Annotated in this window: 19 protein-coding genes and 3 tRNA genes; 14 read left to right on the top strand and 8 right to left on the bottom strand. The window is 38.8% G+C overall.

What is annotated here, in order from left to right; translation table 11 throughout:
* Positions 1-48 precede the first annotated feature (48 nt).
* The 7 genes from CBM24_RS22285 to rplI all read left to right on the top strand — a co-directional run bounded on the left by CBM24_RS22285 (position 49) and on the right by rplI (position 6,241).
* A complete protein-coding gene (locus CBM24_RS22285; RefSeq protein ID WP_088162786.1) occupies positions 49-915 on the top strand; it encodes a lysophospholipid acyltransferase family protein in 867 nt (288 codons plus the stop codon).
* Positions 912-1,943, top strand: a complete 1,032-nt coding sequence (locus CBM24_RS22290; protein WP_075994004.1) for a glycosyltransferase family 2 protein — start codon at positions 912-914, stop codon at positions 1,941-1,943. The genes CBM24_RS22285 and CBM24_RS22290 overlap by 4 nt, the downstream gene beginning before the upstream one ends.
* A gap of 119 nt (positions 1,944-2,062) precedes the next feature.
* Positions 2,063-4,087 carry an NAD-dependent DNA ligase LigA gene (gene ligA / locus CBM24_RS22295; protein ID WP_088162787.1) on the top strand — a complete coding sequence of 675 codons (2,025 nt, stop codon included), beginning with the start codon at positions 2,063-2,065 and terminating at the stop codon, positions 4,085-4,087.
* A 37-nt stretch (positions 4,088-4,124) separates the two neighbouring features.
* Positions 4,125-5,003 (top strand): 4-hydroxy-tetrahydrodipicolinate synthase, encoded by an 879-nt coding sequence (dapA, locus tag CBM24_RS22300; RefSeq protein WP_088162788.1) that lies wholly within the window; start codon positions 4,125-4,127, stop codon positions 5,001-5,003.
* 147 nt (positions 5,004-5,150) lie between these two features.
* Complete coding sequence (gene rpsF, locus CBM24_RS22305; protein ID WP_046671750.1) at positions 5,151-5,519, top strand: 30S ribosomal protein S6; 369 nt, start codon at positions 5,151-5,153, stop codon at positions 5,517-5,519.
* Complete coding sequence (gene rpsR / locus CBM24_RS22310; protein WP_028071347.1) at positions 5,519-5,782, top strand: 30S ribosomal protein S18; 264 nt, start codon at positions 5,519-5,521, stop codon at positions 5,780-5,782. Before rpsF ends, rpsR begins: the two co-directional genes overlap by 1 nt.
* A 15-nt stretch (positions 5,783-5,797) precedes the next feature.
* The gene (gene rplI / locus CBM24_RS22315) at positions 5,798-6,241 is read left to right on the top strand and encodes a 50S ribosomal protein L9 (RefSeq protein ID WP_046671751.1); all 444 of its coding nucleotides are present in this window, start codon (positions 5,798-5,800) and stop codon (positions 6,239-6,241) included.
* A gap of 576 nt (positions 6,242-6,817) precedes the next feature.
* On the opposite strand, the gene trxA is transcribed toward rplI, so the two are convergent.
* Positions 6,818-7,138, bottom strand: coding sequence for a thioredoxin (trxA, locus tag CBM24_RS22320; protein WP_046671752.1), 321 nt, complete (start codon positions 7,136-7,138; stop codon positions 6,818-6,820).
* Between the two features lie 124 nt (positions 7,139-7,262).
* Positions 7,263-11,681 carry a DNA polymerase III subunit alpha gene (gene dnaE, locus CBM24_RS22325; protein ID WP_088162789.1) on the bottom strand — a complete coding sequence of 1,473 codons (4,419 nt, stop codon included), beginning with the start codon at positions 11,679-11,681 and terminating at the stop codon, positions 7,263-7,265.
* A gap of 649 nt (positions 11,682-12,330) precedes the next feature.
* Between dnaE and CBM24_RS22335 the strand changes: the two genes are divergently transcribed.
* Entirely contained in the window at positions 12,331-13,113 is a 783-nt protein-coding gene (locus tag CBM24_RS22335) for a Cof-type HAD-IIB family hydrolase (protein WP_088162791.1), read from the top strand.
* Here the strand turns inward: CBM24_RS22335 and CBM24_RS22340 are convergent.
* Positions 13,110-13,709: a hypothetical protein gene (locus CBM24_RS22340; protein WP_088162792.1), complete on the bottom strand. Its 600-nt coding sequence runs from the start codon at positions 13,707-13,709 to the stop codon at positions 13,110-13,112. The genes CBM24_RS22335 and CBM24_RS22340 overlap by 4 nt on opposite strands.
* A 45-nt stretch (positions 13,710-13,754) precedes the next feature.
* Here CBM24_RS22340 and CBM24_RS22345 point away from each other — a divergent pair, with 45 nt between their 5' ends.
* Positions 13,755-14,657, top strand: a complete 903-nt coding sequence (locus CBM24_RS22345) for a pirin family protein (RefSeq protein ID WP_088162793.1) — start codon at positions 13,755-13,757, stop codon at positions 14,655-14,657.
* Positions 14,658-14,796: 139 nt separating this feature from the next.
* Here CBM24_RS22345 and CBM24_RS22350 read toward each other — a convergent pair whose 3' ends face one another.
* The gene (locus CBM24_RS22350) at positions 14,797-15,396 is read right to left on the bottom strand and encodes a DUF502 domain-containing protein (protein ID WP_088162794.1); all 600 of its coding nucleotides are present in this window, start codon (positions 15,394-15,396) and stop codon (positions 14,797-14,799) included.
* A 44-nt stretch (positions 15,397-15,440) separates the two neighbouring features.
* Entirely contained in the window at positions 15,441-17,882 is a 2,442-nt protein-coding gene (locus tag CBM24_RS22355; protein WP_088162795.1) for a bifunctional UDP-N-acetylmuramoyl-tripeptide:D-alanyl-D-alanine ligase/alanine racemase, read from the bottom strand.
* A 77-nt stretch (positions 17,883-17,959) separates the two neighbouring features.
* Here CBM24_RS22355 and CBM24_RS22360 point away from each other — a divergent pair, with 77 nt between their 5' ends.
* The 3 genes from CBM24_RS22360 to CBM24_RS22370 all read left to right on the top strand — a co-directional run bounded on the left by CBM24_RS22360 (position 17,960) and on the right by CBM24_RS22370 (position 18,723).
* Positions 17,960-18,448, top strand: coding sequence for a regulatory protein RecX (locus tag CBM24_RS22360; protein ID WP_088162796.1), 489 nt, complete (start codon positions 17,960-17,962; stop codon positions 18,446-18,448).
* Between the two features lie 112 nt (positions 18,449-18,560).
* A tRNA-Gly gene (locus CBM24_RS22365) sits at positions 18,561-18,633 on the top strand.
* Between the two features lie 5 nt (positions 18,634-18,638).
* A tRNA-Leu gene (locus CBM24_RS22370) sits at positions 18,639-18,723 on the top strand.
* A gap of 138 nt (positions 18,724-18,861) precedes the next feature.
* On the opposite strand, the gene chrA is transcribed toward CBM24_RS22370, so the two are convergent.
* The 3 genes from chrA to CBM24_RS22385 all read right to left on the bottom strand — a co-directional run bounded on the left by chrA (position 18,862) and on the right by CBM24_RS22385 (position 23,199).
* Positions 18,862-20,190 (bottom strand): chromate efflux transporter, encoded by a 1,329-nt coding sequence (chrA, locus tag CBM24_RS22375; protein WP_088163739.1) that lies wholly within the window; start codon positions 20,188-20,190, stop codon positions 18,862-18,864.
* Between the two features lie 203 nt (positions 20,191-20,393).
* The gene (locus CBM24_RS22380) at positions 20,394-20,915 is read right to left on the bottom strand and encodes an OmpA family protein (RefSeq protein ID WP_075994015.1); all 522 of its coding nucleotides are present in this window, start codon (positions 20,913-20,915) and stop codon (positions 20,394-20,396) included.
* A 97-nt stretch (positions 20,916-21,012) separates the two neighbouring features.
* Positions 21,013-23,199 carry a glucoamylase family protein gene (locus tag CBM24_RS22385; protein ID WP_088162797.1) on the bottom strand — a complete coding sequence of 729 codons (2,187 nt, stop codon included), beginning with the start codon at positions 23,197-23,199 and terminating at the stop codon, positions 21,013-21,015.
* Between the two features lie 160 nt (positions 23,200-23,359).
* On the opposite strand from CBM24_RS22385, the gene CBM24_RS22390 reads away from it, so the two are divergent.
* Positions 23,360-24,313, top strand: coding sequence for an acetyl-CoA carboxylase carboxyltransferase subunit alpha (locus tag CBM24_RS22390; RefSeq protein ID WP_046671762.1), 954 nt, complete (start codon positions 23,360-23,362; stop codon positions 24,311-24,313).
* Between the two features lie 266 nt (positions 24,314-24,579).
* Positions 24,580-24,652: transfer RNA gene (locus CBM24_RS22395), tRNA-Lys, on the top strand.
* Positions 24,653-24,687: the final 35 nt, after the last annotated feature.

The raw sequence follows: 24,687 nt of genomic DNA on the forward strand, positions 1-24,687 counted from the left end.
CTTAAATTAAGGATATTTGTAAAGAACACTGGGAATTTTAGCTATAGCATGAAACAAAAAGCGTTAAACGCATTAATCTATATCATCTCTCTTCTCCCCTATTGGTTTCTATATTTGATCTCCGATGGGCTTTATTACATACTCTACTATATTATTGGATATAGGAAGAATATTGTATTTCAGAACTTAAAAAATGCTTTTCCAGAAAAAACGGATAAAGAACGTCTGGTAATTGCCAAAAAGTTTTATCGTTTTTTCCCGGATCTCCTTGTCGAATCGATCAAATTGAAAACGATTACAGCTGAGGAAGTCAAGAAAAAGATGACTTTGGAAAATGTAGAAGAATTGACTAAACACCTCGAAGCGGGCAAAAACGTAATCGGGGTGACCTCACATTATGCCAATTGGGAGCTGGGTATTCACCGTTTGAGCTTAATTACAAACTTTCCTACGCTGATTGTATACAAACCACTCAATAACAAAGATATTGACACAGTGTACAATGATATGCGAGGAAGGTTTGGCGCCGAAATGGTACCAATGAAACAAATACTCCGCCATATCGTAAAGTTGAAAGGCCAGCCCAATATCAGTATACTCGTTGCCGATCAAACACCGCTGTATTCGGATTCCGATTATTTTATTAATTGGCTAAATCAGGAAACATTGGTCTATACAGGAGCTGAAAGACTGTCTAGAATAAGTAAAGCGCCTGTGGTCTATTGCTATATCGGAAGAAAGCCCAAAAGAGGGCAATATTTCTGTAAATTCGTTACTTTAATCGAAGATCCAAGTGGCTTTGGAGAGCATGAAATTACCGATATACACAATCAATTTGCGGAACAGCTTATTCGTGAAAACCCAGAATATTGGCTATGGTCACATAATCGTTGGAAAAGAAAACGTAGAAAATGAGTAAATTACCAAAAGTAGCTGTCGTTATCCTCAATTGGAATGGCCGATTTTTCCTGGAAAAATTTTTACCATCCGTATATAACAGTTCGTATCCGAATGTCGAATTTGTCATTGGAGACAATGCCTCCGATGATGATTCAATTTCATTTGTGAAACAGTACTATCCGACGATTACTATCCTTGAAAATGACAAAAACTATGGCTTCGCGGGAGGTTATAACAAAATACTGCAGCGTGTAGATGCTGATTACTATGTACTTCTCAATTCGGATGTTGAAGTGAGCCAAAACTGGATTGAGCCAGTGATTGAATACTTGGAAAGAAACCCTTCCCTGGCAGCAGCACAGCCCAAAATACGTTCATTTCATGACAAGCAGAAGTTCGAACATGCCGGAGCGGCCGGTGGGTATCTGGATTACTTTGGCTTTCCTTTCTGTAAAGGTAGAATCTTACATGAAGTAGAAGATGATGCGGGACAGTACGATAATGAATCCGAGATTTTCTGGGCATCTGGAGCGGCACTTTTTATTCGCTCTGACGCCTGGAAAGAGGCAGATGGCCTTGACGAAGATTTCTTTGCTCATATGGAGGAAATCGATCTATGTTGGCGATTAAAGAAAATGGGCTATGGCATAGGCTATTGTCCTAAATCTATTGTTTATCATGTTGGTGGGGGAACCCTCAATGCAAGTAATCCCAAAAAGACTTACCTCAATTTTAGGAATAACATGGTCATGCTGCAAAAAAACCTGCCGCTAGGCAAAGCAATATGGATTATTTTCATCAGGCTTTGGTTTGACCTTGCAGCCCTTGCTAAGTTTCTGATCGACAGGAAACCCAAGGATGCCTGGGCAATCAGTCGTGCACATCAGTATTTCTTCTTGAATATTTTCAAAAATGCTAAAAAACGAAAAAAATACAAGGTGAAAGAAAATACAAAAGGACAGTACACAAAATCGATTATCATTGATTTTTACACAAATAACAAACATAAATTTTCTCAGCTAAATCCAGAGGATTTCAAATAGCGTATTATTTCCCTGTAACATAAAATGCAGAAAAACGCATTTTCAAAATAAAGCAGTCATTACGACAAGATTCTTTATTTATTTTATTTAAACGTACTTTTTATTTGTAATTTTGCAAAATGTTGGTGATGGATATTGAAAAAAAGATAAAAGACTTAACGGCAGAGCTCAACCATTATAACTATCAATACTATGTATTGGCGAACAGTGTTATTTCGGACTACGACTTCGACCTTAAATTAAAGGAACTCGAAGCGCTGGAAGCTCAATATCCCAACTTTGCCGACCCCAACTCCCCTACACAGCGTGTTGGTGGAGACATTACCTCCCGATTTCAAACGGAAAAGCACCGCTGGCCAATGCTTTCATTGGGCAACACATACAATCAGGAGGAGTTACTTGACTTCGACCAGCGAATCCGCAAAATCATCGGCGATCAGTTCGAATATGTTTGTGAATTAAAATTTGACGGTTTATCCATCAGCTTGACTTATGAAAATGGCCTACTAAGTAAAGCCGTTACGCGCGGTGATGGTACACAAGGCGATGTTGTCACAAACAATGTTAAAACCATTCGTTCTATCCCGATCAAACTCAAAGAAGGAGATTATCCAGATCAATTCGAAATACGAGGTGAAATATTTATGCACAAATCAGCTTTTCTCCGCCTGAATAAGGAACGAGCCGATAATGAGGAGCAAACTTATGCCAACCCAAGAAATTTCGCTTCTGGAACCATCAAACTCCAAGATTCTGCTGAAGTTGCAAAACGCCCATTGGACTGTTTCCTTTACTTTTTGTACTGCGACAACAGAACAAATCTATTTCACGACCATTGGAATAGCTTAAACCATGTCAAAGACTGGGGATTTCACGTCAGCGAGCATAGCAGAAAATGCAGCACATTAACCGATGTTTTTGCATTTATTGACTACTGGGATGTCGAACGTCATAACCTAGGTTATGAAATTGATGGAATTGTTATTAAAGTAAATGATTACGCACAACAGGAGGAACTTGGCTTTACTGCCAAAAATCCACGTTGGGCAATATCCTATAAATTCAAAGCAGAGCGTGTAGAAACCACATTGAACTCGATTAGTTATCAAGTTGGACGTACCGGCGCTGTTACACCTGTTGCCAATCTTCAACCTGTACAACTGGCAGGCACAACGGTAAAACGCGCTTCTTTACACAATGCAAATGAAATCGCACGTCTCGACCTACACGAAGATGACACTGTCTTTGTAGAAAAAGGGGGCGAAATTATACCTAAAATAATTGGGGTAAACCTCGAGAAAAGATTAGCAGGATCGACAAGTTTTGTCTACCCCACATCTTGTCCGGAATGCGACACAGCACTTATACGACAAGAAGGGGAAGCCGTACACTATTGCCCTAATGAAACTGGATGCCCGCCACAAATTGTTGGCAAAATGCAGCATTTTATCGGACGAAAAATGATGGACATCGAGGGAATGGGGGACGAGACCGTGGATACTTTCTTCAAGAAAGGTTTGTTACGCAATATCGTTGACATCTATGGCCTAAAAGACCATCAAGATGACCTGCAACAACTGGAACGTTTCGGTCAAAAATCAATCGATAACATGCTCAACGGCATCGAAAAATCCAAAGAAAAACCTTTTGAAAAAGTCTTATTTTCGCTTGGAATACGTCATGTCGGCGAGACGATTGCAAAAAAATTAGCCCAGCATTTCAAAAATATTGATGCACTCGCACAAGCCTCGACAGAGGAAATCGAAGGAGTACAAGACATTGGACGCCGTATTGCGGAGAGTGTCAAAGAATACTTAGACAATCCAATTCATCAACAACAGATTGTTGCACTGAGAAATTATGGCTTAAATTTCGAAATTGAGGAAAAGGAGATCATCCTTGCGAGCAATTCACTTGAAGGGAAAACCTTCCTGATTTCTGGTGTATTTGCAGACCATTCACGTGAAGAGCTAGCAGCAGTAATTGAAAGCAATGGCGGAAAGATGTTATCTTCCATTTCTGCCAAATTAAGCTACCTCGTAGCGGGAGATAAAATGGGACCGTCCAAACTAGCGAAGGCAGAAAAATTGGGTATCCCGATGATTAATGATAAAGAACTATTTGAACTCATTAATCCCAAGTAAGTTTTTTTAATTAAATTTATATAAATACAAAAACAAGATGAACGAGCTTCACGGCGCAGGAGTAGCATTGGTCACTCCTTTTAACTCAGATGAATCTGTTGATTTCGAAGCATTAGGTCAGCTAATTGACTTGCAAATCAACGAAGGTATGGATTATTTGGTTTCTTTAGGTACAACTGGAGAAGTTGCCACTTTAACCAATGATGAACGAAAGCGTATCTGGGATTTTACTGTCAAGCGCGTGAACGGTAGACTTCCTTTGGTTGCTGGAATTGGCGGTAATAATACAGCCGAAATTGTGGAACAAATTAAAAACTTTAATCCAACAGGCTTCTGTGCAATTCTATCTGTATCTCCTTATTATAACAAACCAACACAAGAAGGCATTTACCAGCATTACAAGGCTGTTTCAAACGCCTCTCCACTTCCGGTTATTTTATACAATGTGCCTGGGCGTACGGGCAGCAATATAACAGCACAGACAACATTACGACTAGCCAATGATTTTTCCAATATCGTAGCCATCAAAGAAGCTTCTGGAAATTTTGCGCAATTCAGCGAAATTCTACGGGATAAACCTACGGGATTTCTATTGATCTCCGGAGATGATCCGGTTACCTTGCCGATGATGTCTCTTGGAGCTGCTGGTATCATTTCAGTGATCGGAAACGCATTACCGAAAAAGGTTGCCACATTAGCTAAGTTATGCGCTGAAGGCAATTATGCGGAAGCTAGATCGATCCATAATGAACTCCTTGACATTACAGATCTGTGTTTTATTGAAGGAAACCCTGCTGGTGTAAAATATATTTTACAGGAATTGGGGATCGGAAAAGATCAATTACGACTTCCTTTAGTCCCTGTTAGCGAGAAAATACAGGCAGCTATCAAAGAAGAATTAAAGAAATTGAACTAAAATATAGCCTAGTTCGGTTGAGAAAAGTTTAGATCCCTCCAAAGGATCTAAACTTTTTTATTTCAAAGCTTTGCAACATAACAATATAATAACTACCTTTGCACTTCCACAAAAGTGGAATTTTAAATAACAAAATTAATTAACACAATGCAACAGTACGAATCTGTAATCGTTCTTACCCCGTTGCTTTCTGATGATGCTGCGAAAGAAGTAATCGCAAAATTCAAAAACATCTTAACAGAAGGCGGAGCCGAGATTGTCGCTGAAGACAATTGGGGTTTGAAAAAATTAGCGTATCCAATCCAGAAAAAAACTACTGGATTTTATCACTTAACTGAATTCAAGGCTCCAGGTGAATTAATCAATAAATTAGAGGTTGAATACAAACGTGATGAGCGCATTATGCGTTTCTTGACTGTAAGCTTAGACAAACATGCTAAAGCATACAACGAGAAAAAACGTAGCGGTGCATTCAACAAAAAAGCTGAAACTAAAACTGAGGAGGGCGCAAACTAATGGCTAACGAAAATATCCAATACGTAACTGCTCCTAAAGTAGAGGACAACCGTAAAAAATACTGTCGTTTCAAAAAGAATGGTATCAAATATATCGATTATAAAGATGCTAACTTCTTGATGAAATTTGTAAATGATCAAGGTAAAATCTTACCTCGTCGTTTAACTGGTACATCTTTGAAATTTCAACGTAAAGTAGCTCAAGCTGTTAAACGTGCTCGTCACATCGGCTTATTACCTTACTTAGCTGATGCAATTAAATAAGGAGGACGATAGAAAATGGAAGTAATTTTAAAACAAGATATCAAAGGCTTAGGTGAGCAAAACGATATCGTTAATGTAAAGCCAGGTTTCGGTCGTAACTACTTAATCCCGCAAGGATTTGCTATCCAAGCGACTGAATCTGCAAAGAAAGTTTTAGCTGAGAACATCAAACAAGCTCAGTTCAAACAAGAAAAAATCAAAAAAGACGCTACTGAATTAGCTGGTAAATTGGAAGCTATTAAACTTTCAATCGGTGCTAAAGCAGGTGAATCTGGTAAAATCTTTGGTAAAGTAAACAGCATTCAAATTGCTGATGCGTTGAAAGCAAAAGGTTTTGATGTAGATCGTCGTCGTATCACTTTCGAAGTAGAACCTAAAGAATTAGGTGAATACATCGCAAACTTAAACTTACACAAAGAAGTGAAAGTTCAAGTTCCTTTCGAAGTAATTGCTGAATAATTCAGTTTATTTAGTCAATAATAAAAAGCGGCTATCCTTTCGGATAGCCGCTTTTGTTTTTACCCATACTTTAGCCAAAAAAAAACTCGCGTTACGGAGAGCAACGCGAGGCATAATCTAGGGTATTTGAAAGGGAAAATCTTTGTCAATTTCTATTTTTTTTCAAAAAAATAACTCCTAAATCATCGAGTCAAAAAAAACAATATCAAAATCAAAAAAATCGAAACAAATTCTTTTCGAAAACCAATTTCAATACTCAAAAGAAGCAAAAAATATTGGTTTTTGCAAATAAAATTGATTTTTTATAAAAAATTAAACACAAATACATAAAAACTAACAATAAAACCATATTAAAACACAAAAACACAAAAAATACAACACATTAAACTACTAAAAAACAAAACAAAAGCATAAAATACACCAAAATAAATAAAATATAGAAACAAAACACATCAAAACAAATAAAATATATACACAAAACAACTAAAAGTCGAAATAAAATCAAAAAAATTGGATTTTAAAAACAAAAAAAGCCTGAAATAGAATATTCCAGGCTTTTTTTGTCATTTAACTAAGTTATGCTAATTGTTTTTCTAATTTCTCGTTCAATACTGATTTTGGAACAGCTCCAATTTGTTTATCAACAATTTCTCCATTTTTAAAGAACAATAAAGCTGGAATATTACGAATGCCATAACGAACAGAAATCTCTGGATTTTCATCCACATTTACTTTTCCTACAACAGCTTTACCTTCATAATCCTTAGCCAGTTCTTCAACCACAGGACCTACCATACGGCAAGGACCACACCATTCTGCCCAAAAATCAATTAATACTGGTTTGTCTGCTTTTAAGACAACTTCTTCAAAGTTGCTATCTGTAATTTCTAATGCCATAATCTTTTAATTTTATAAACCGAAGTTATATCTTTAATACTATTTAATTGCTAAAATCAATAAACAAAGATAGTAACAACTACCAATGTATTTGTAATCTTAATTACACAAATTCCAATCCAAACTAATTCAATCGGTAATTTATCCCTTCAAACTTATCTATACAGTCCAAAAATTCATTTGTTAGGTTTATTTTCAGACTTTTAGCTGGCATTTCGACAGATATTTCATCTTGGGGATCCCAAATTTTAAACTTTAATTGACAATTTGGCACAACCCCCTCAATCTCATTTTGCGCCAGTATATCTTTGATTCCGTCAAGAAATGCTTCATTCAACTTAGGTAAAGGAATATTGATCGTAAAACTCTTCGCCATCTTCTCACGAAGATCCGAAAGTAACTGTACACTGCGCAGCTCAAAGCCCCAATTTCCAACCTGCCTGAAACGCTCCTGTACCAAACCCCGCAATTGTACAAAATAGCCTTCTTGCAAATAGCCCTTTAACTTGACGTACTCTTCGCCAAAAACTGCCATATCATAAGAATCACTATAATCTTCTATGATAAACGACGCAAAAGGTTTACCAGTCTTCGTTAATCGATGGTTTGCCGATGCGATAATACCACCGATCACCAATTCTTTATTCTTGATTCGATTAAACTCAAGCAAAGTCTCTTCATCGACCTCTGCCGCCTTAACTTTGTTGATCAATGCCAAATCCGAAACCGAATTCTGACAAAAATGTTCTATCTCAAAGCGGTATGTATCTAAGGGGTGACTGGTCAAATAAATACCGATAACATCTTTTTCATATTTAAGCTTTTCAATCAATCCCCATTGCGGACAGGGTGCCAAAACAGGTTCCGGCAATTCTGCAGCACCACCTACACCAAACAAGCTCGCCTGGGCCGAACTTTCATTTTCTTTAAAACGCTGGCCGAATCGTATCGCCTTTTCCATTCCTGTAGAACTTTCATCCGAATGAAAATACTGTGCACGATGCGTATTATCGAAACTATCAAAACCACCAGCATAAGCCAGACTCTCGAAAGCTTTCTTATTGACCGCACGAAGATCAATCCGTTTGGCCATATCGAAAACAGATTTATACAATCCTGATTGTCGAGTTTGCACGATAGCATCTACTGCTCCTGCCCCGACACCTTTAACTGCACCTATCCCAAAACGAATAGCTCCAGACTCATTTACCGTAAACTTATAATAGGATTCATTCACATCAGGACCAAGCACCTCTAGTCCCATACGCTTACATTCCTCCATAAAGAACGTCACCTGCTTGATGTCATTCATATTGTTAGAAAGTACCGCAGCCATATATTCCGCTGGAAAATGCGCTTTCAAATAGGCTGTTTGATAAGCAACCCAAGCATAACAGGTAGAATGGGATTTATTAAATGCATAACTTGCAAAAGCTTCCCAGTCGGTCCAGATCTTCTCCAAAACTTTTGCATTATGTCCTTTCTCCTCTGCCTGTGAAACAAACTTAGGCTTCATCTTATCCAGTACCGCCTTTTGCTTCTTACCCATAGCCTTACGCAAAACGTCGGCATCACCTTTCGAAAATCCAGCTAACTTTTGAGACAAAAGCATTACCTGCTCCTGGTATACCGTAATTCCATACGTTTCTTTCAAATATTCCTCACAGGCATCCAAATCGTAAACAATAGGATCTATACCATGCTTACGCTTAATAAAACTTGGAATATACTCTATTGGACCCGGGCGATAAAGTGCATTCATCGCAATCAAATCGGCAAATACCGTCGGCTTAAGGTCCCGCATGTATTTCTGCATTCCAGGAGATTCATACTGAAACACCCCGATGGTCTCTCCACGTTGAAAGAGCTCATAAGTAAGCTCATCGTCGATCGGAAATTGATCCGGATCCAGCACGATACCATGGCTTAATTTGACATTTTCGACTGTATCTTTAATCAGTGTAAGTGTCTTTAAACCCAAAAAGTCCATTTTCAGCAAACCGGCACTTTCAACAACGTGGTTATCGAACTGCGTCACATAAAGATCCGAGTCTTTTGCCAAAGAAACAGGAACGAAATTAGTAATATCGTCTGGCGTAATAATAACACCACAGGCATGGATACCTGTATTTCGGACAGAACCCTCCAAAACCCGGGCCTGTCTGATCGTTTCAGCCTCCAATCCAGCACCATCAGCAATAGATTTCAACCGATTAACAGCTTCAATTTCCTCAGTTCTCAGCTTTTCCTTTAAGCCGGCATCATCTAAAGTAAAAATCTTGGATAATTTAAGATTCGGAATCAGCTTGGCAATCTCATTGGCATCACCCAAAGGTAAGTCCAATACACGCGCTGTATCTTTGATGGATGACTTCGCTGCCATTGTACCATAGGTAATAATCTGGGCAACCTGACTAGCGCCATATTTATTGATTACATATTGCATGACACGACCACGCCCCTCGTCATCAAAATCGATATCGATATCCGGCATTGACACACGGTCGGGATTCAAGAAACGCTCAAAAAGCAAGTCATATTTAATCGGATCGATATTGGTAATTCCCAAACAATAGGCTACCGCCGAACCAGCAGCAGATCCCCGTCCTGGCCCCACGGAAACTCCCATATCTCGGGCTGCCGCAATAAAATCTTGAACAATCAAAAAGTAACCCGGATACCCCGTTTTCTCGATGGTAGCCAACTCAAAGTCTAGGCGCTCCCGAATATCAGTCGTAATTTCTTCATAGCGTTTCTCCGCCCCCACATAACAAAGATGGGCCAGGTATTTATTTTCACCACGTTTTCCACCATCTTCAAGATCGGCTTCCACCTGAAATTCTTCGGGTATATCAAATTTAGGCAAAAGGACATCGCGGTTTAACTTAAATATCTCTACCTTATCGACAATCTCCTGAATATTTAGAATCGCTTCAGGCAGATCATTAAACAAAGTCTTCATTTCGTCTGAAGACTTGAAATAATACTCCTGATTCGGTAAACCAAAACGAAACCCTCGTCCCCTACCTTTAGGCGTTGAGAGCTTCTCACCATCTTTCACACACAGCAAAATATCATGTGCATGCGCATCGCCTTTCTTCTCATAATATGTATTATTGGTCGCAACAACTTTAACCTCATATTTACGGGAAAACTTCAGCAACGTTTGGTTCACACGATCCTCATCTTCCTGACCATGACGCATCAATTCCAGGTAAAAATCATCCCCAAATTGTTCTTTCCACCACAGCAAAGCTTCTTCGGCCTGGCTCTCACCAATATTCAGTATTTTATTCGGCACCTCCCCCTGTAAGTTACCTGACAGCGCAATAACATCTTCCTTGTATTGAAGAATAAGATCTTTATCAATCCGCGGAACATAATAGAACCCAGACGTATAAGCAAAAGAAGCCAGTTTAGCCAGATTATGGTACCCGCGTTTATTTTTCGCCAATAACACAATCTGATAACCATTATCCTTCCTGGACTTATCTTTGTGGTTTTCACAAACAAAAAACTCACAACCAACAATTGGCTTTAAAAGCTGACCAGTAGGCTCCTCTCCATTCTCAACTGCCTCCGCATTTTGTGCTTCAACTTCTTTATTATGGCCTATAACACGAGAAACAAACTCAAAAGCCCCCATCATATTTCCGTGATCCGTTAACGCAACAGCAGGCATATTATCCTTGACCGCTGCCGAAACTAACTTATCGTACGACATCGTCGACTGCAGGATCGAAAACTGAGAGTGGTTATGTAAATGGGCAAATTTGGCATCCTTTAAAGCTGCTAACGCGTCCGCATCAACGACAACCTTGACTTCATCTGGCTGAGACCGTTTTCTAATTTCATCAGAAGCTGCTTTTAGGTTGATATGTTTCAGTCCAACAGTGGGTATAGGCCCCGGGTTGTTGGTTTTAAAATCGACAAAGTAGCCCGTATCGACCTGAAGTTCTTCGGCAGTGAATACCTCTCTTCTGACAAGCTCCAGAAAACAACGTGTTGTCGCCTCAACGTCGGCTGTTGCATTATGTGCCTCAGCAAACGGCACCCCGAATAAATAAGAATGCAGCTCGGTCAAATTGGGTAATTTAAAACGCCCACCGCGACCGCCTGGAATTTTCAGCAGTTCAGCTGTTACTTCCGTACAGGTATCCAATACAGGCATATTAGCCATATTGGACGCAACACCATAACGGTAAAATTCACAGCCCATGATATTCAAATCAAAACCAATATTTTGTCCAACAACAAACTTGGCTTTATTCAATGCCACATTAAATTTCTCTAGGACCTCCTGAAGCGGCAATCCCTGTTCTTCGGCCAATGCAGTCGATATGCCGTGTATTTTTTCAGAGTCATAGGGTATATCAAATCCATCTGGCTTAATCAAGAAATCGTGATGTTCGACCAAATTTCCCATCTCATCATGGATCTGCCAAGCCAATTGAATACAGCGAGGCCAATTGTCCGTATCGGTAATTGGTGCGTCCCAACGCTTAGGCAAACCCGTCGTTTCCGTATCGAAAATAATATACATAAAATTCTAACCCTCTTTAATACAATACATTAAATGCAAGACAATTTACATTTTTTTGAACTTGAAATTTACGAAATTATTAGAGAAGATTGTGTCAGATTTTTGCGAAAATCCACTAAAGAAAATCTGGCGTTACACGATATCTTGCAGTTGTTTCGCTTTAACAAGAAACAGTATCATAAACTCCTTTATCTTTCTCTTTTTATTTGCATCGAAAAAGTCAATATCAGGCCAAATCATCAAGCCCTCGAGCTCTTTTTTATCATGTATATCAAAAGATCTAACAGTATACCAACTTCAAATTACCAGTTTTTTTAACACGTACTTCATAGGGACTTTATAGGGACCTCATTCGGACCTCATTCGGATGAACCCCTATAATCTCCCTATTAATCCCCTTGTATCTCCGATTTTATTTCCTTCTAATTATGCGGTTGATATTTATTGCTCTCTCCCCAGTGTGGTAAAAATTCTCATCTAAAACCGCAACTTAGCATCTACAGACCGACTGTTTTCCATTTGGGCATACTTATCCTCAATACAATTAAAAACGAGATAAGCCTATGGGCGATAAAACACCTCAAATTTAATATTGTAATAGTTACACTATCCCAAGTATTTAGTATATTTGATTTTGACCCAAAAATCCATGATTAAAGCTATCTTTTTTGACATCGATGGAACTTTGCTAAGTTTCAAAACACATCAAGTTCCCGAATCTACTCAACAAGCATTTCAATTATTAAAAGAAAAAAACATCAAGGTATTTGTTTCAACAGGAAGATCCTACAATCAGCTGGGGCATATTCGTTACCTCGATTTTGATGGATATATCACCTTCAATGGCGGGTATTGCGTCACGAAGGAACAGGACGTAATTTATAAAAATAACATTCCTCAAAAAGACATTCGCTCCTTATTGGATTATGCTAAAAAGCGTGAAGACCTGACTTTTTCATTCATGTCTGAAAAAGAAATTTCCTTGAACCAGGTTACACCGGAGGTATTCCAAATGTACCAGCAGGTCAATGTCCCCACCCCACCAGTTCGGGATTACGAAAAGGATTTTGATCTTGACTCAGTTATGCAGGTCAATGTTTTCATCAATCCTGAAGAAGAAGCTGAATTTATGGAAAATGTGATGCCAAATTCAGTTGCGTCGAGATGGACGCCCGTTTTTGCTGATGTCAATCCGATGGGGCAAAGCAAAAAAATTGGAATAGATGTTTTTTTAGATCATTTCAACTTCAGCTTGGAAGAAACCATGTCATTTGGCGACGGCGGAAATGATATTACAATGCTAGCGCACACCCATATTGGAATTGCTATGGGTAATGCAAATCCCGAGGTAAAAGAAATTGCAGATTATATAACAGACAGCGTTGATGAAAATGGTATCTGGAATGCATTAAAACACTTCAATATCATCTAAAGTTGGATAGTTAAAGTTATTCGAGAAGTATTGCTGTTGCTATTCATCAGCAAATTATGTTTTTCCGGAAAAAGATAGTCCAATCGGTGTCGAAAATCACGTATCAATGTGCTACTAAACTGACTTTCCAGGTAATGGTTCACGCGATAGCTAACTTCCAGCATAATCAGTTTGGATGAGCCCGATAACCGGATCCGAACTGGATGAGAAGACATCGTATTATAACCATTTTCAACAGCATGCTGTACCACAGGAAAAAGAATAAGCGACGGCAACATAATTTCATCCTGAAACTGTAGCTTATTTTCCCATTTGACTGAAAAACCTGCTGGAAGAAAACGCTCAGCCAACTGCAAATATTGGTTCAACAAGTTAAGCTCCACCTGCATAGCCTCAAATCGGTCAACATGAAGCTTAAGCAACTGCTCTTGAAAAGCAAAATAGTCCGCTGAATCTATTTTGTCACGTTGTATAAAATGCCCTATCAAAAAACTGTCCAGCTGACTGTTCCTAAAAGACAACCTATCCGCCAGTGCTAAAAGCTCTTCATTTCTTACACTCTTTTTACCCAAAAAACGATTGATTATACTCGACATTTCTTAAATTGCTGTAGATTAGAAACACAAAAATAAGGAAACATTATGTCAAATATTGCAATAGTTATTGAAGAAAGAGCCGCTGACATAGGCAATTTCTTAGTTGGGCGACTTCTGCCTTTCAGGCAGAAACGTATGGTCGGCCCTTTTATTTTTATCGACCACATGGGACCTGATAACATTGCCGAACCGCACTTTATGGATATTGCACCACATCCGCATATCGGGTTATCCACATTGACTTATCTATTCGAAGGTAGCATTATGCACCGTGACAGCTTAGGAAATGCCGTGGAGATCAAACCTGGAGCAGTCAATTGGATGACGGCAGGTAAGGGTGTCACACATTCCGAAAGAACTCCCGAACAGCTGAGATCTACCCCGCACGACCTACATGGGCTGCAGATTTGGGTGGCCCTACCAAAAGAACTCGAAAAAATGGAACCTAATTTTGTTCACATAGAAGAACCACAGCTTCCACATTGGACCGAAGAGGGTGTATCTTATCGTTTAATTGCAGGTGAAATTAAAAACCATCGTTCCGAGGTTCCGGTATATAGTCCATTATATCTTATTGAAATCAAAGCAGAACAAGATGCGACCATCAAACTGGGCGATTACCTATATGGCGAAAGTGGATTATATATCCTTCATGGAACTGTTCATGCGGAAGGCCAGGAATTCGGTCCAAAACAGATTTTAGTTGCCAAGGATGCAAAACTATGTGAATTCGAAATGAAGGCGGGTACTTCAGTTTACATTTTTGGTGGTGAACCTTTTCCTGAACAACGATATATCGACTGGAACTTCGTCGCTTCAGACATTGAAACTTTAAAAATAGCGCGCGAAAAATGGGAAAATCACGAATTTCCAAAAGTACCTGGCGATGACGGCTATATTCCAATCCCACCAGTAAATCCGACTTTAGGACAGAAAAAAAATCAATAACAATATCCTGAACCGATAACAACGTGGACGTATAAATTGAAAAAGTCGCACACGTTGAAAGACACAATAGGCAAAAATAAAAATGCTGGAAATCATACAACGACTTCCAGCATTTTTACTTAACCGATATGAAAGCCGACTAATGGGCTATCCCGCTCACACCACCGGAAACAACGAGTTTCATGGCATCTGTTGGAGACATATCTAATTTTTTCACCTTATCTGCACTGATAATGACAACCTGCCCTGCAAAAGAGTAGGAATATGGAAAATACACCATAACTTCTTCTTCAAGCCCAATGCTTTTTAAATCATGCTGCGTTAAGAAACCTATCTTTTTCAGACCAAACTCATTCACCGTCACCAGGACAGGTTCATTAAATTTCTTTGCATCACCAACAAAGGCCTCCGTAAAATCTTTAATCGAAGAATATAATGTATTTAAAAGTGGAATCCGCTGGATCTGATGATTAATCCACACTTTAATGGGGTCTGTCACAAAATTTGTAAAAATAAGCCCCGCCAGAACCAATACCAAAATAACGGTCAGAATACCTATTCCTGGAATATACAAGGGGTGCCCCCTATCATCCTCCAAAAAATGTTCAGTTAGATTCAATGCCGAATCAACTGATGCAACAATCCAAACTATTAAAAAAATTGCACCAGCTAGAGGAACCACTACCAGGACACCTCGTATCAAATAATTAATAAATCCTCTGATTAATTTGCTAAACATGAATTGAAAATCAAATATTATTCAAAAATGCAGAATATCCTTTATTATTCATAAAAATATACTCTTTTTACGCGTTGGGAAATACTCGTCAGCAGTTCATAGGGAATCGTCCCTATAGTCTTCGCCGCTGACTTTATATCAGGGTAAACGATAACTTCATCTTCCTCTCCAACTTCCACATCCGTTACGTCCAACATACACATATCCATACATATATCACCTATAGTAGGGACTAAAAAACCGTTTATCAACATTTTACCGACACCGTTACCAAAACGCCTATCGTAACCGTCTGCATAACCAATTTTAATTGTCGCAATCTTACTGTCTCTATACAGGACGCCGTGCCTATTATAACCTACGGTTTCACCTGCTGGGAGGTATTTAATTTGTGTCACATTCGTTTTCAAGGTACTCGCCTCCCTAATGGGTAAATCATGGCGCTCAATATCGATACCATAGAGACCTATCCCCAACCTCACCATATCAAAATACGCATTCGGCCACAATTCAATACCCGATGTTGCTGCAATATGACGTAGAAAAGAATATCCTATACCACTTTCGAGACGCTTTGTAAACTCATCCAGCAGATCAATTTGTCGCTGTGTAAATTCCCGATCCTTTTCATTACCTGCAGACGCTAAGTGGGAAAATGCAGATTTAACCTCTAAAACCGCTTCCGCACCTAACACAGCTATTAAACGATCGACCTCGTCAGGCATAAAACCCAACCGATGCATACCTGTATCTATCTTAATATGAATCGGAAAAGAAGCTATTTGTTTCGTTTTCAGAAAATTCAAAAAGGAGAACAATATTCTAAAGCTATAAATTTCCGGTTCAAGGTTATACTGAACAATGGACTCAAAAGAACTTTCATCAGGACTCATCACTACAATAGGTAATTTTATGCCTGCACCACGCAAATCAACTCCCTCATCCGCAAAAGCAACCGTCAGATAATCCACCCGATTGAATTGCAAAAGATTTGCGATCTCGAAGCTTCCACTACCATAAGAAAAAGCTTTGACCATGGTCATCAGTTTCACTTGTTTCGGCAGGAGCTGTCGATATACGTTCAAATTATTCTCGAGTGCATTCAAATTGATTTCAAGCACGGTATCATGCGATTTTGCAACTAAAAGCTGACTGATACGTTCAAAATGAAACTCACGTCCTCCTTTCAATAATACCGTGGCATTTTCAAAAGAAAGCGACCTAATATCGGCCAAGAAAGCAGTTGTATCGCTATATGAAATAGAAGGCACTTCAAATTGTGCTGCCACTTTAGGCAACACTTCACCTATCAATATCAATTTATCCAAACGATACTCACGAAGCAAACGTTTCAGCTTGGACAAACTTTTTTCATCTTCGATATGGACACCAGGGATATCCGACAATATCAACATCTTGAACGGATGCTGTCCTTGCTGATTTAAAAACTCCAGGGCTATCTGCAGCGCATCTAGATCATTACTATACGAGTCATCGATAATTGAGCTATTCTTTTTTCCTTTTTTTAACTCAAGACGCATCGCCACTGGCTGCAACTCTTTAATCCTCGATGCGATCACTTCATTTTCATAACCAAAACGTAGCATCACCGCTACACAATTTATCGCGTTCTCAACATTTCCTTTATCCACAAACGGCACTTCAACAGCAAAGGTGCGACCGGTATAATAGAACGTGACCATAGTAAATCGGTCGTTAACCTGTTTGATGGAATACACTTCCAAAGAAAGGCCCTCATCAAGCCCCCAAGAAAATTTTCGTGGCCTATAAGGCAATTGAATATTTTCGAGGTAACTGTTTGGAAAAATCATGGTTTCAACATTTTTAAAAAGCTCGAGCTTTTCATAAATCTTTTCCTCCTTAGATTTAAAACCAGCTTTATGGGCAACACCGATGTTGGTCAATAGTCCTATAGTTGGTTTTATCATCTGCTCAAGGCGCAGCATTTCCCCCTTTTCTGAAATCCCCGCTTCGATTAGCGCAAGATTATACTGATCGGATAACCCCCACAAGGACAACGCCACACCAAGTTGAGAATTATAGCTCTTAGGACTTCGGTAAATCTTATATTCAGGAGACATAAGCTGGAAAAGCCACTCTTTTACAATCGTTTTGCCATTGCTCCCAGTAATTCCAATGACAGGAGAATCAAATTTCTGACGATGAAAAGTTGCCAGCTCCTGCATAGCAACTAAACTATCCGCTACCCAAAGAATATTAGCTTCCAAAAGCTCCATTTCCTGTCCCTCATCGGCCTGAAGCACAAAATTACGAACTCCTTTTTCGTAGGCTTCCCGGATATACCGATGACCATCTCTGTTCTTCTGAAGTGCAAAAAAAATCCCGTTGTCCGCCTGAGCAATTTTACGGCTGTCATAAAATAAATGCTGGACAAAAGAATTGGGATCCGTGATAAATGTGCGATTGGGATGTAAAATCTGGGCGATTTCCGATATTTTGTACATTCTCCTGATATATTTTGATTGTGTCAAAACTGAACATTTTTTTAGTTATTTCATATTATTTTTGAAATTTTGACAATATGTTTGACGAAGAAAAAAGAAACAAGAAGATATTAACGCAGCATCAGGCGCAGTTGAAAGCGGAAAGCTATTGCGTCTATCAAGAACGCGCACAGCAAGAAGTACGCGATAAGCTCTACAGCTGGGGACTGAATGAAGTAGAAGTCGAAAATGTATTGGCCAATTTGATCAGCGATAATTTTTTAAATGAAGAACGCTTTGCTATTGCCTACTGTAACGGAAAACTCCGCATGAAAGGCTGGGGTAAAGTAAAAATCAAGCAGGCACTCAAAGCAAAAAGGGTATCCGAACAATTGATAAAAATTGCATTTAAGCAAATCGATCCAGATGAATATGAACAAATCTTAAATCATATCATTGACAAAAAACTCCGTGAAATTAGTGGTAAGAACCACTATGCAGTTAAAAACAAAGTTTATCAGTTTGCACTATCCCGCGGATTTGAAAGTGATTTAATTTTTTCTACACTGAATTCAAAGGAGTTATAAAAAACACAGAAAGAAAGTAAATAAATATTTTGCAATATTGAATTTTCGCTCTATATTTGCATCACCAAAAAGGAACGCAAGGTTCTTTTAAAAATTGAAATAAAATTCCAATGCGAAAATAGCTCAGCTGGTAGAGCACAACCTTGCCAAGGTTGGGGTCGCGAGTTCGAATCTCGTTTTTCGCTCACCTGCCTAGGTGGTGGAACTGGTAGACACGCAGGACTTAAAATCCTGTTCCCGTTAAGGGAGTGCGGGTTCGATTCCCGCCCTAGGTACAAGAAAGCTCATCTAACGATGGGCTTTTCTTGTTTATGCGCGTATATTACCTCGAATGGCCCTATCAAATTCACAAAACGCCCTTCAATCTTTAATAAACTTGCTTGCGAAGCTCATCAGCCAATGGACATTTTATTTTATCGCCATAAAAATAAGAGAAAGCCGTAGGCCAAACTCAACAATATAAGTTTCAACATGCCTATTTTATACTTGAATAAAAGAAAAAGTGAAAATAGCACCCAAACCAGAGCCATCGGCTCAATGGCATACCAAGAACTGACACCACTTGGAAATAGAATCCCTATACCTAAATAACAGGCTAAATTAACGATTACACCAACTACGGATGCAGTCACTAAAGATAGGATAAATTGTATACATGTATTTTTTTGGGTCCGTTCAATCAGTGGTGCCCCAACAAAAATCAAGGCAAAGTTTGGCAAAAAGGTAAAATATGCTGTAGTGATCAAACCTATTGCGGCCATGGAATAGGACTGATGAAAATGATTGAAGCCAGCCATAAAACCAACATAGGCCAAAACAACCACTAAAGGCCCCGGGGTCGTCTCTGCAAGAGCAAATCCATCGATCATCTGGCTCTTCGAAAGCCAAAACAATTTCTCTGTCACAAGAGCTGCAACATAGGGAATGACTGTATAAGAACCTCCAATCGTCAAATACGCAGACTTTGTAAATAAAAAAGAAAGTGTCTTCCAAAATTCCGTGTCGATGGTAAAAAACAGCAAAATGCTCAACGGAATCAACCATAGTAAGAAAAACAGCAACACCTGAAGAGAAATACGACGGTAGGATACCGAAGGAAGTGTTTCGAGCGTATTGACATAATAAGTAGATTCGAACTGCTTGTCTTCATTTTCACGATTAGCATCAATTTTGGAAGTTTTTGACAAGATTGCATATAGTAATAGACCAACAGCGATCACACCCATAATAATCCAGGGCATTGGAACCCCAGCAAAATACGATAGAAGAAAAGCGGCCAATGCTACCAAATAATGCCATGTACTGACAAGAGATTTCTGCCCCACCCGAAAGGTTGCAAATATAATGATCGCAAGAACTGCAGGTTTTAAACCCGAAAATAAAGCAATAAGCAATGCGGTGTTGCCATAGTGCGCATATAGTGTACTGAGTCCGCATATAATAAGAAGTGAGGGAACAATAAAAAATACCCCGGCCAACACACCACCTTTTATGCCGTGCAACTTCCATCCTAAATAAATCGTCAATTGATGCGCTTCCGGTCCCGGCAACAACATACATGCATTAAGTGCCTGAAAAAACTTCCTGTTACTTACCCATCTTTTTTTTTCGACCAAAAAATCGTGCATAATGGTCACATGGCCGGTTGTTCCACCAAAACTTATCCAACCTAACTCAAACCAAAACCACATGGCTTCCCGAAAAATTGGCTTCTGTCTATTATTTTCTTCCTCTAAATTCATCTTTTTCAACGCTATTTGTCTTAGGCCCGGATTTTATCGAAAACAATTTCTGCAGAACAGGCCCCATTCCGATGTCTCCTGTTTTAAAACACCTTGTTTTGGGAGACCATATACAGCGGTGTAAAACCGCCATATAACTGCATAAAAAAAGCGAGATATCTTAAATATCTCGCTTTTTTTATATTAAGAATTGGTCTGATAAACTATTTTTTATCTAAAATAGTAACTTCCACTCTTCTATTTTTTTGACGTCCTTCCGGACTTTTATTATCTCCAACTGGATTTGATTGACCGAAACCTTTTGCCGTGATGCGCGATTCAGCAACCCCAGAATCTACCAAGAACTTCTTAACAGACGCCGCTCTTTTATCGGAAAGCCACTGATTATACTCAACAGTACCTGTAGCATCAGTATACCCATCAACTTTGATCTTATTATTACTTTCCTTCAAGATCAACGCCAATTTACTAACTTCAGTTTTTGCCTTCTCAGATAGGTAAGAAGAGTTTGTTGGAAACAATAAATCAGACGATATACTAAACTTAATCCCTTCATCAGTTCTTTTCGCGTCATTAAAATCCTTCTTCACATTTTTCAAACCATCATCAGTTCCATCTTTTGTTACAACTGCACCTGGATTGACTACAATAGCTTGTTGTTTACAGGAAAATAACGATAAACTTGCACATAAGGTTAAAATTCCCAAATTAATTTTTCTAAGCATGTCGTTTCTAACGTATTTAATATCGATTTAAGCAAGTAAATATAGCGAAAAAAGTCCAATATGACATCCCTTCTACGTCATATCTAACGTAACAAATCTATTTCTTGGTATATACTTTTTCTAAAGTCTTTTTTACCTCAGGAATATTCTCATACAATTTCCAAATCATGCCTGAATTTGCATTCTCGATCATCACAGCAATCGTTGCCTGATTCCTCGCACGATAACTTTCAGAAACATCGTTGTTTTTAATATCAATCCAGCTTCTGAAACCATATTGTGTAAATAACACATCAGCGTATTCTTCGTAAAATTTACGTAATGCTTTTAGACCAATCTCCTTTTCAAATGGGTAAGCTGCAATAGCTATTGCAGGATTCACCAAATACCCCTGATAGGTATCTTCCACATTTTCCACTCCCCAAATATCGGTAAATCGTGTCCCTATACTCATTTCATTATCTCTCCGTTTATAGGCAAGAATATAATTCGATAAATATTTTTTGTAATCTACAAAGTCATCTACTTTCCCTTTAGGATCCATAATCAAAAAGGGACGATAGACAGACATCAATGATTCATTTAAACTGCCGCCTGCAATACTCTTGGCAAAAATAACTTTGTCGTCGGAGTAGATCGAAATTCCGGCATTTCCCCTATCGCCAATTAAAGGGTTTGCACTTATTGAAAGCGCCAAAGAATCATTTAATTTCATTTTGAGTTCAGGAGCCAAATCACTGGAGTCATCCCCAAAATACAATTCGTTGCCTTGATGTTTGGTTGCAAATCCATTGATATAAGCTGAAATAGCTAAAGGGTGGGTAGGTGAAGACATCGCTAGTAAATAGGTACCCAAACTCTCGTTAAATCCCCCCAAAGGCCTCGATCTAGCTGTACTGTCTACAGGCGACCACTTATTCCAGAGTACATCAGGATTCTGTGCGTCGGTAAAATAGTTCCAATTTATGCGTTCCCAGAGCTTCGTAATATTATTTCTCAACGTCTGTTCCTCGGGATCTTCTTTAGAAAAATATTGCCGGGCGATTAAAAGCGATTCCATGATATGGGAGGTTCCGCGCAAATCGTACGTTGGAATTGAATCGCGATAATAAGGCACCCCCGACCGGCCATCGTAAAGCGCTGTAAAGACCCCTTGATGTTGTTGTGCACTGCTCAAAAATTTTACAATCCGTGTTAACCTGACTAAAAGAGCTTGTCGCGAGATCAAGTTATTCTCTCCTGCCACAAGTAGGCCCAAGATCGCATAGCCAGTTTCATTTGTAGATACAATAGCCTGCCTATTGCCTCGATCAGGCAGAAACATACCACTATTCACATCATAGTTGTCTATAAAATAATTTACATGAGCATTCCGGATAAAATTCAACATCTCCGTATCCGTACCTTTTTTTGTCTGTACCTCCCTAACCTCAGAAAAAGGAGATTCAACATAATTATAGTCTACCCAAGCGATCTTATAATAATAAGATTTGTTATATTCATTTACCCTATCTAGCGACTTCTGTACATAGATGGGTAAAATTGCTATCGGCTGAAAATTGAGTTTATCTTCCGAACGATAGATTTTCACGTAGCGAATACTTGGTGTTAGCGGCAATTGCCAGACCAACTCGACTTGTTTATCCACGGAACTGATCTTAGATAAGATAGCTGCTGATGACAGTCTTACCTTTGGATAGTTTTTGGGCAAAAACTCTATTTGATCGATAAATAATTGATTTGTCTGCAGTGCAGTTCCATTCTGTTCAAGAATTAAAGCCGAAACAGGCTTCCCTAATGAAATTCCTACACATTTGGCGACTGGAATGGAAACATTAAGCCAGGTATCATAAGCAAAATCATCGATATAATTTGCGATATCCACAGCATTTGTCCTTGTATCATTTTGCTGTAAGGTGACTTTTGGCAATTGTCCCTTTTCAGTATTGCTTTGAATAAAAAGCTTAAAAGTTAGCTGATCATCCTTAGCAATTAAATAGGGAAATTTCTGTTTATCGTTTAAAATACTTGCCTCCCATTTACCATTAGGAGAAGAAACGTACCGCAAAGAAAGCGAATTGCCTGGCGTAAAAAACAAACTATCGGAAACCGGTAGGCTATAGCTCACATTTTGGATCCATGATTCACCAGTATAATGAGCGATACTCTTAGCATAACTCCCGTTGATAACACTATTGTCAAATAAAACCTCAGGATAACTTTCTGATCGAACAAGTGTAGGTAAGATCAGTAACAAAAGAAAGTAAAAATATTTTTTCAGCATAAGTCAACATTTTTCACAGGCCTACAATCAAAAACTAAGCCACCAGTACGATTATAACGCAAATGTAACAAAGGAATTCCAATGATATTATCCTCCCTAATTTTAATTTCAGAAAAAATGCGCTAAATTAGCCCTCTGAATATTTTCATAAAATAGATATATGAAAACCACGTTTGATTTTGAAAAGCCAATTGCAGACTTGCAATTGCAAATTGAAAAGGTAACTCAAGTTGCCGAAAAAACTCAAGTTGACATGAGCGCAACCGTTCGTGAGCTTGAAGAAAAGCTTGCTTCTACTGAAAAAGAAATATACGGCAATTTAACAGGCTGGCAGAACGTTCAAATGTCACGCCATCCGGATCGCCCTCAGACTTATGATTATATAGAAGCTATCTGCGACGAATTTATCGAGTTGCATGGTGACAGAACCGTTAAGGATGATAAAGCGATTGTCGGTGGTATGGCTTCTATTGATGGTAATGCCGTTATGATCATCGGTCATCAAAAAGGTAAAAACACCAAAGAGCGTCAATACCACAACTTTGGAATGGCCAATCCTGAAGGCTACCGAAAGGCCCTACGTTTAATGAAAATGGCTGAAAAGTTCAATAAACCTGTGATCACTTTAATTGATACGATGGGTGCTTATCCAGGACTTGAAGCTGAAGAACGCGGACAGGGTGAAGCGATTGCACGCAACCTCATGGAGATGGCTGTATTGAAAGTTCCAATCATTTGCGTTGTTATTGGTGAAGGAGCTTCAGGTGGAGCTTTGGGTATTGGCGTTGGAAACAGAGTCTACATGATGGAACATACCTGGTATTCGGTCATATCGCCTGAATCTTGTTCTTCTATCCTATGGAGAAGCTGGGATCATAAAGAAAAAGCCGCTGAGGCATTAAAATTGACTTCAGAAGACATGTTGGGCAACGGCTTGATTGATGGTATTATCCCTGAACCGCTAGGTGGTGCTCACCAAGATCCCGCGGCAGCAGCGGCTAATCTAAAAAGCCAGCTGTTGAAAGATCTTGCTGAATTGACGGCTAAAGATAGCGATACATTAGTTACTGAAAGAATTGATAAGTTTAGCAAAATGGGTGTGGTAACTGAATAATGTTAGCAATACAACCCTAAAAAATAAAAAAGTCAGCAGTTAGCTGACTTTTTTTATGGTTATCCTGCATTAAAAATACACCTCCTCGTTCCAAAAAACAGCCTCCATACAAATCAATCCTATCCACAAGTTTCTAAAAGACTTTTTTAATAAAAAATAATTCGGTAATTTTTAAATAGTTACAACTTTAATCAATAAAAAAGACAAAAACATTTTGCGCAAATAACTTATTTTTCTACCTTTGCATCACTTTCAAAAACAGAAAGGATTCCGTAGCTCAGCTGGTAGAGCAATACACTTTTAATGTATGGGTCCTGGGTTCGAATCCCAGCGGGATCACAAAAGAAAAGCTAATCTTACGATTAGCTTTTTTT

This window comes from Sphingobacterium sp. G1-14, from assembly GCF_002196555.1.
Taxonomy (GTDB): Bacteria; Bacteroidota; Bacteroidia; order Sphingobacteriales; family Sphingobacteriaceae; genus Sphingobacterium; species Sphingobacterium siyangense.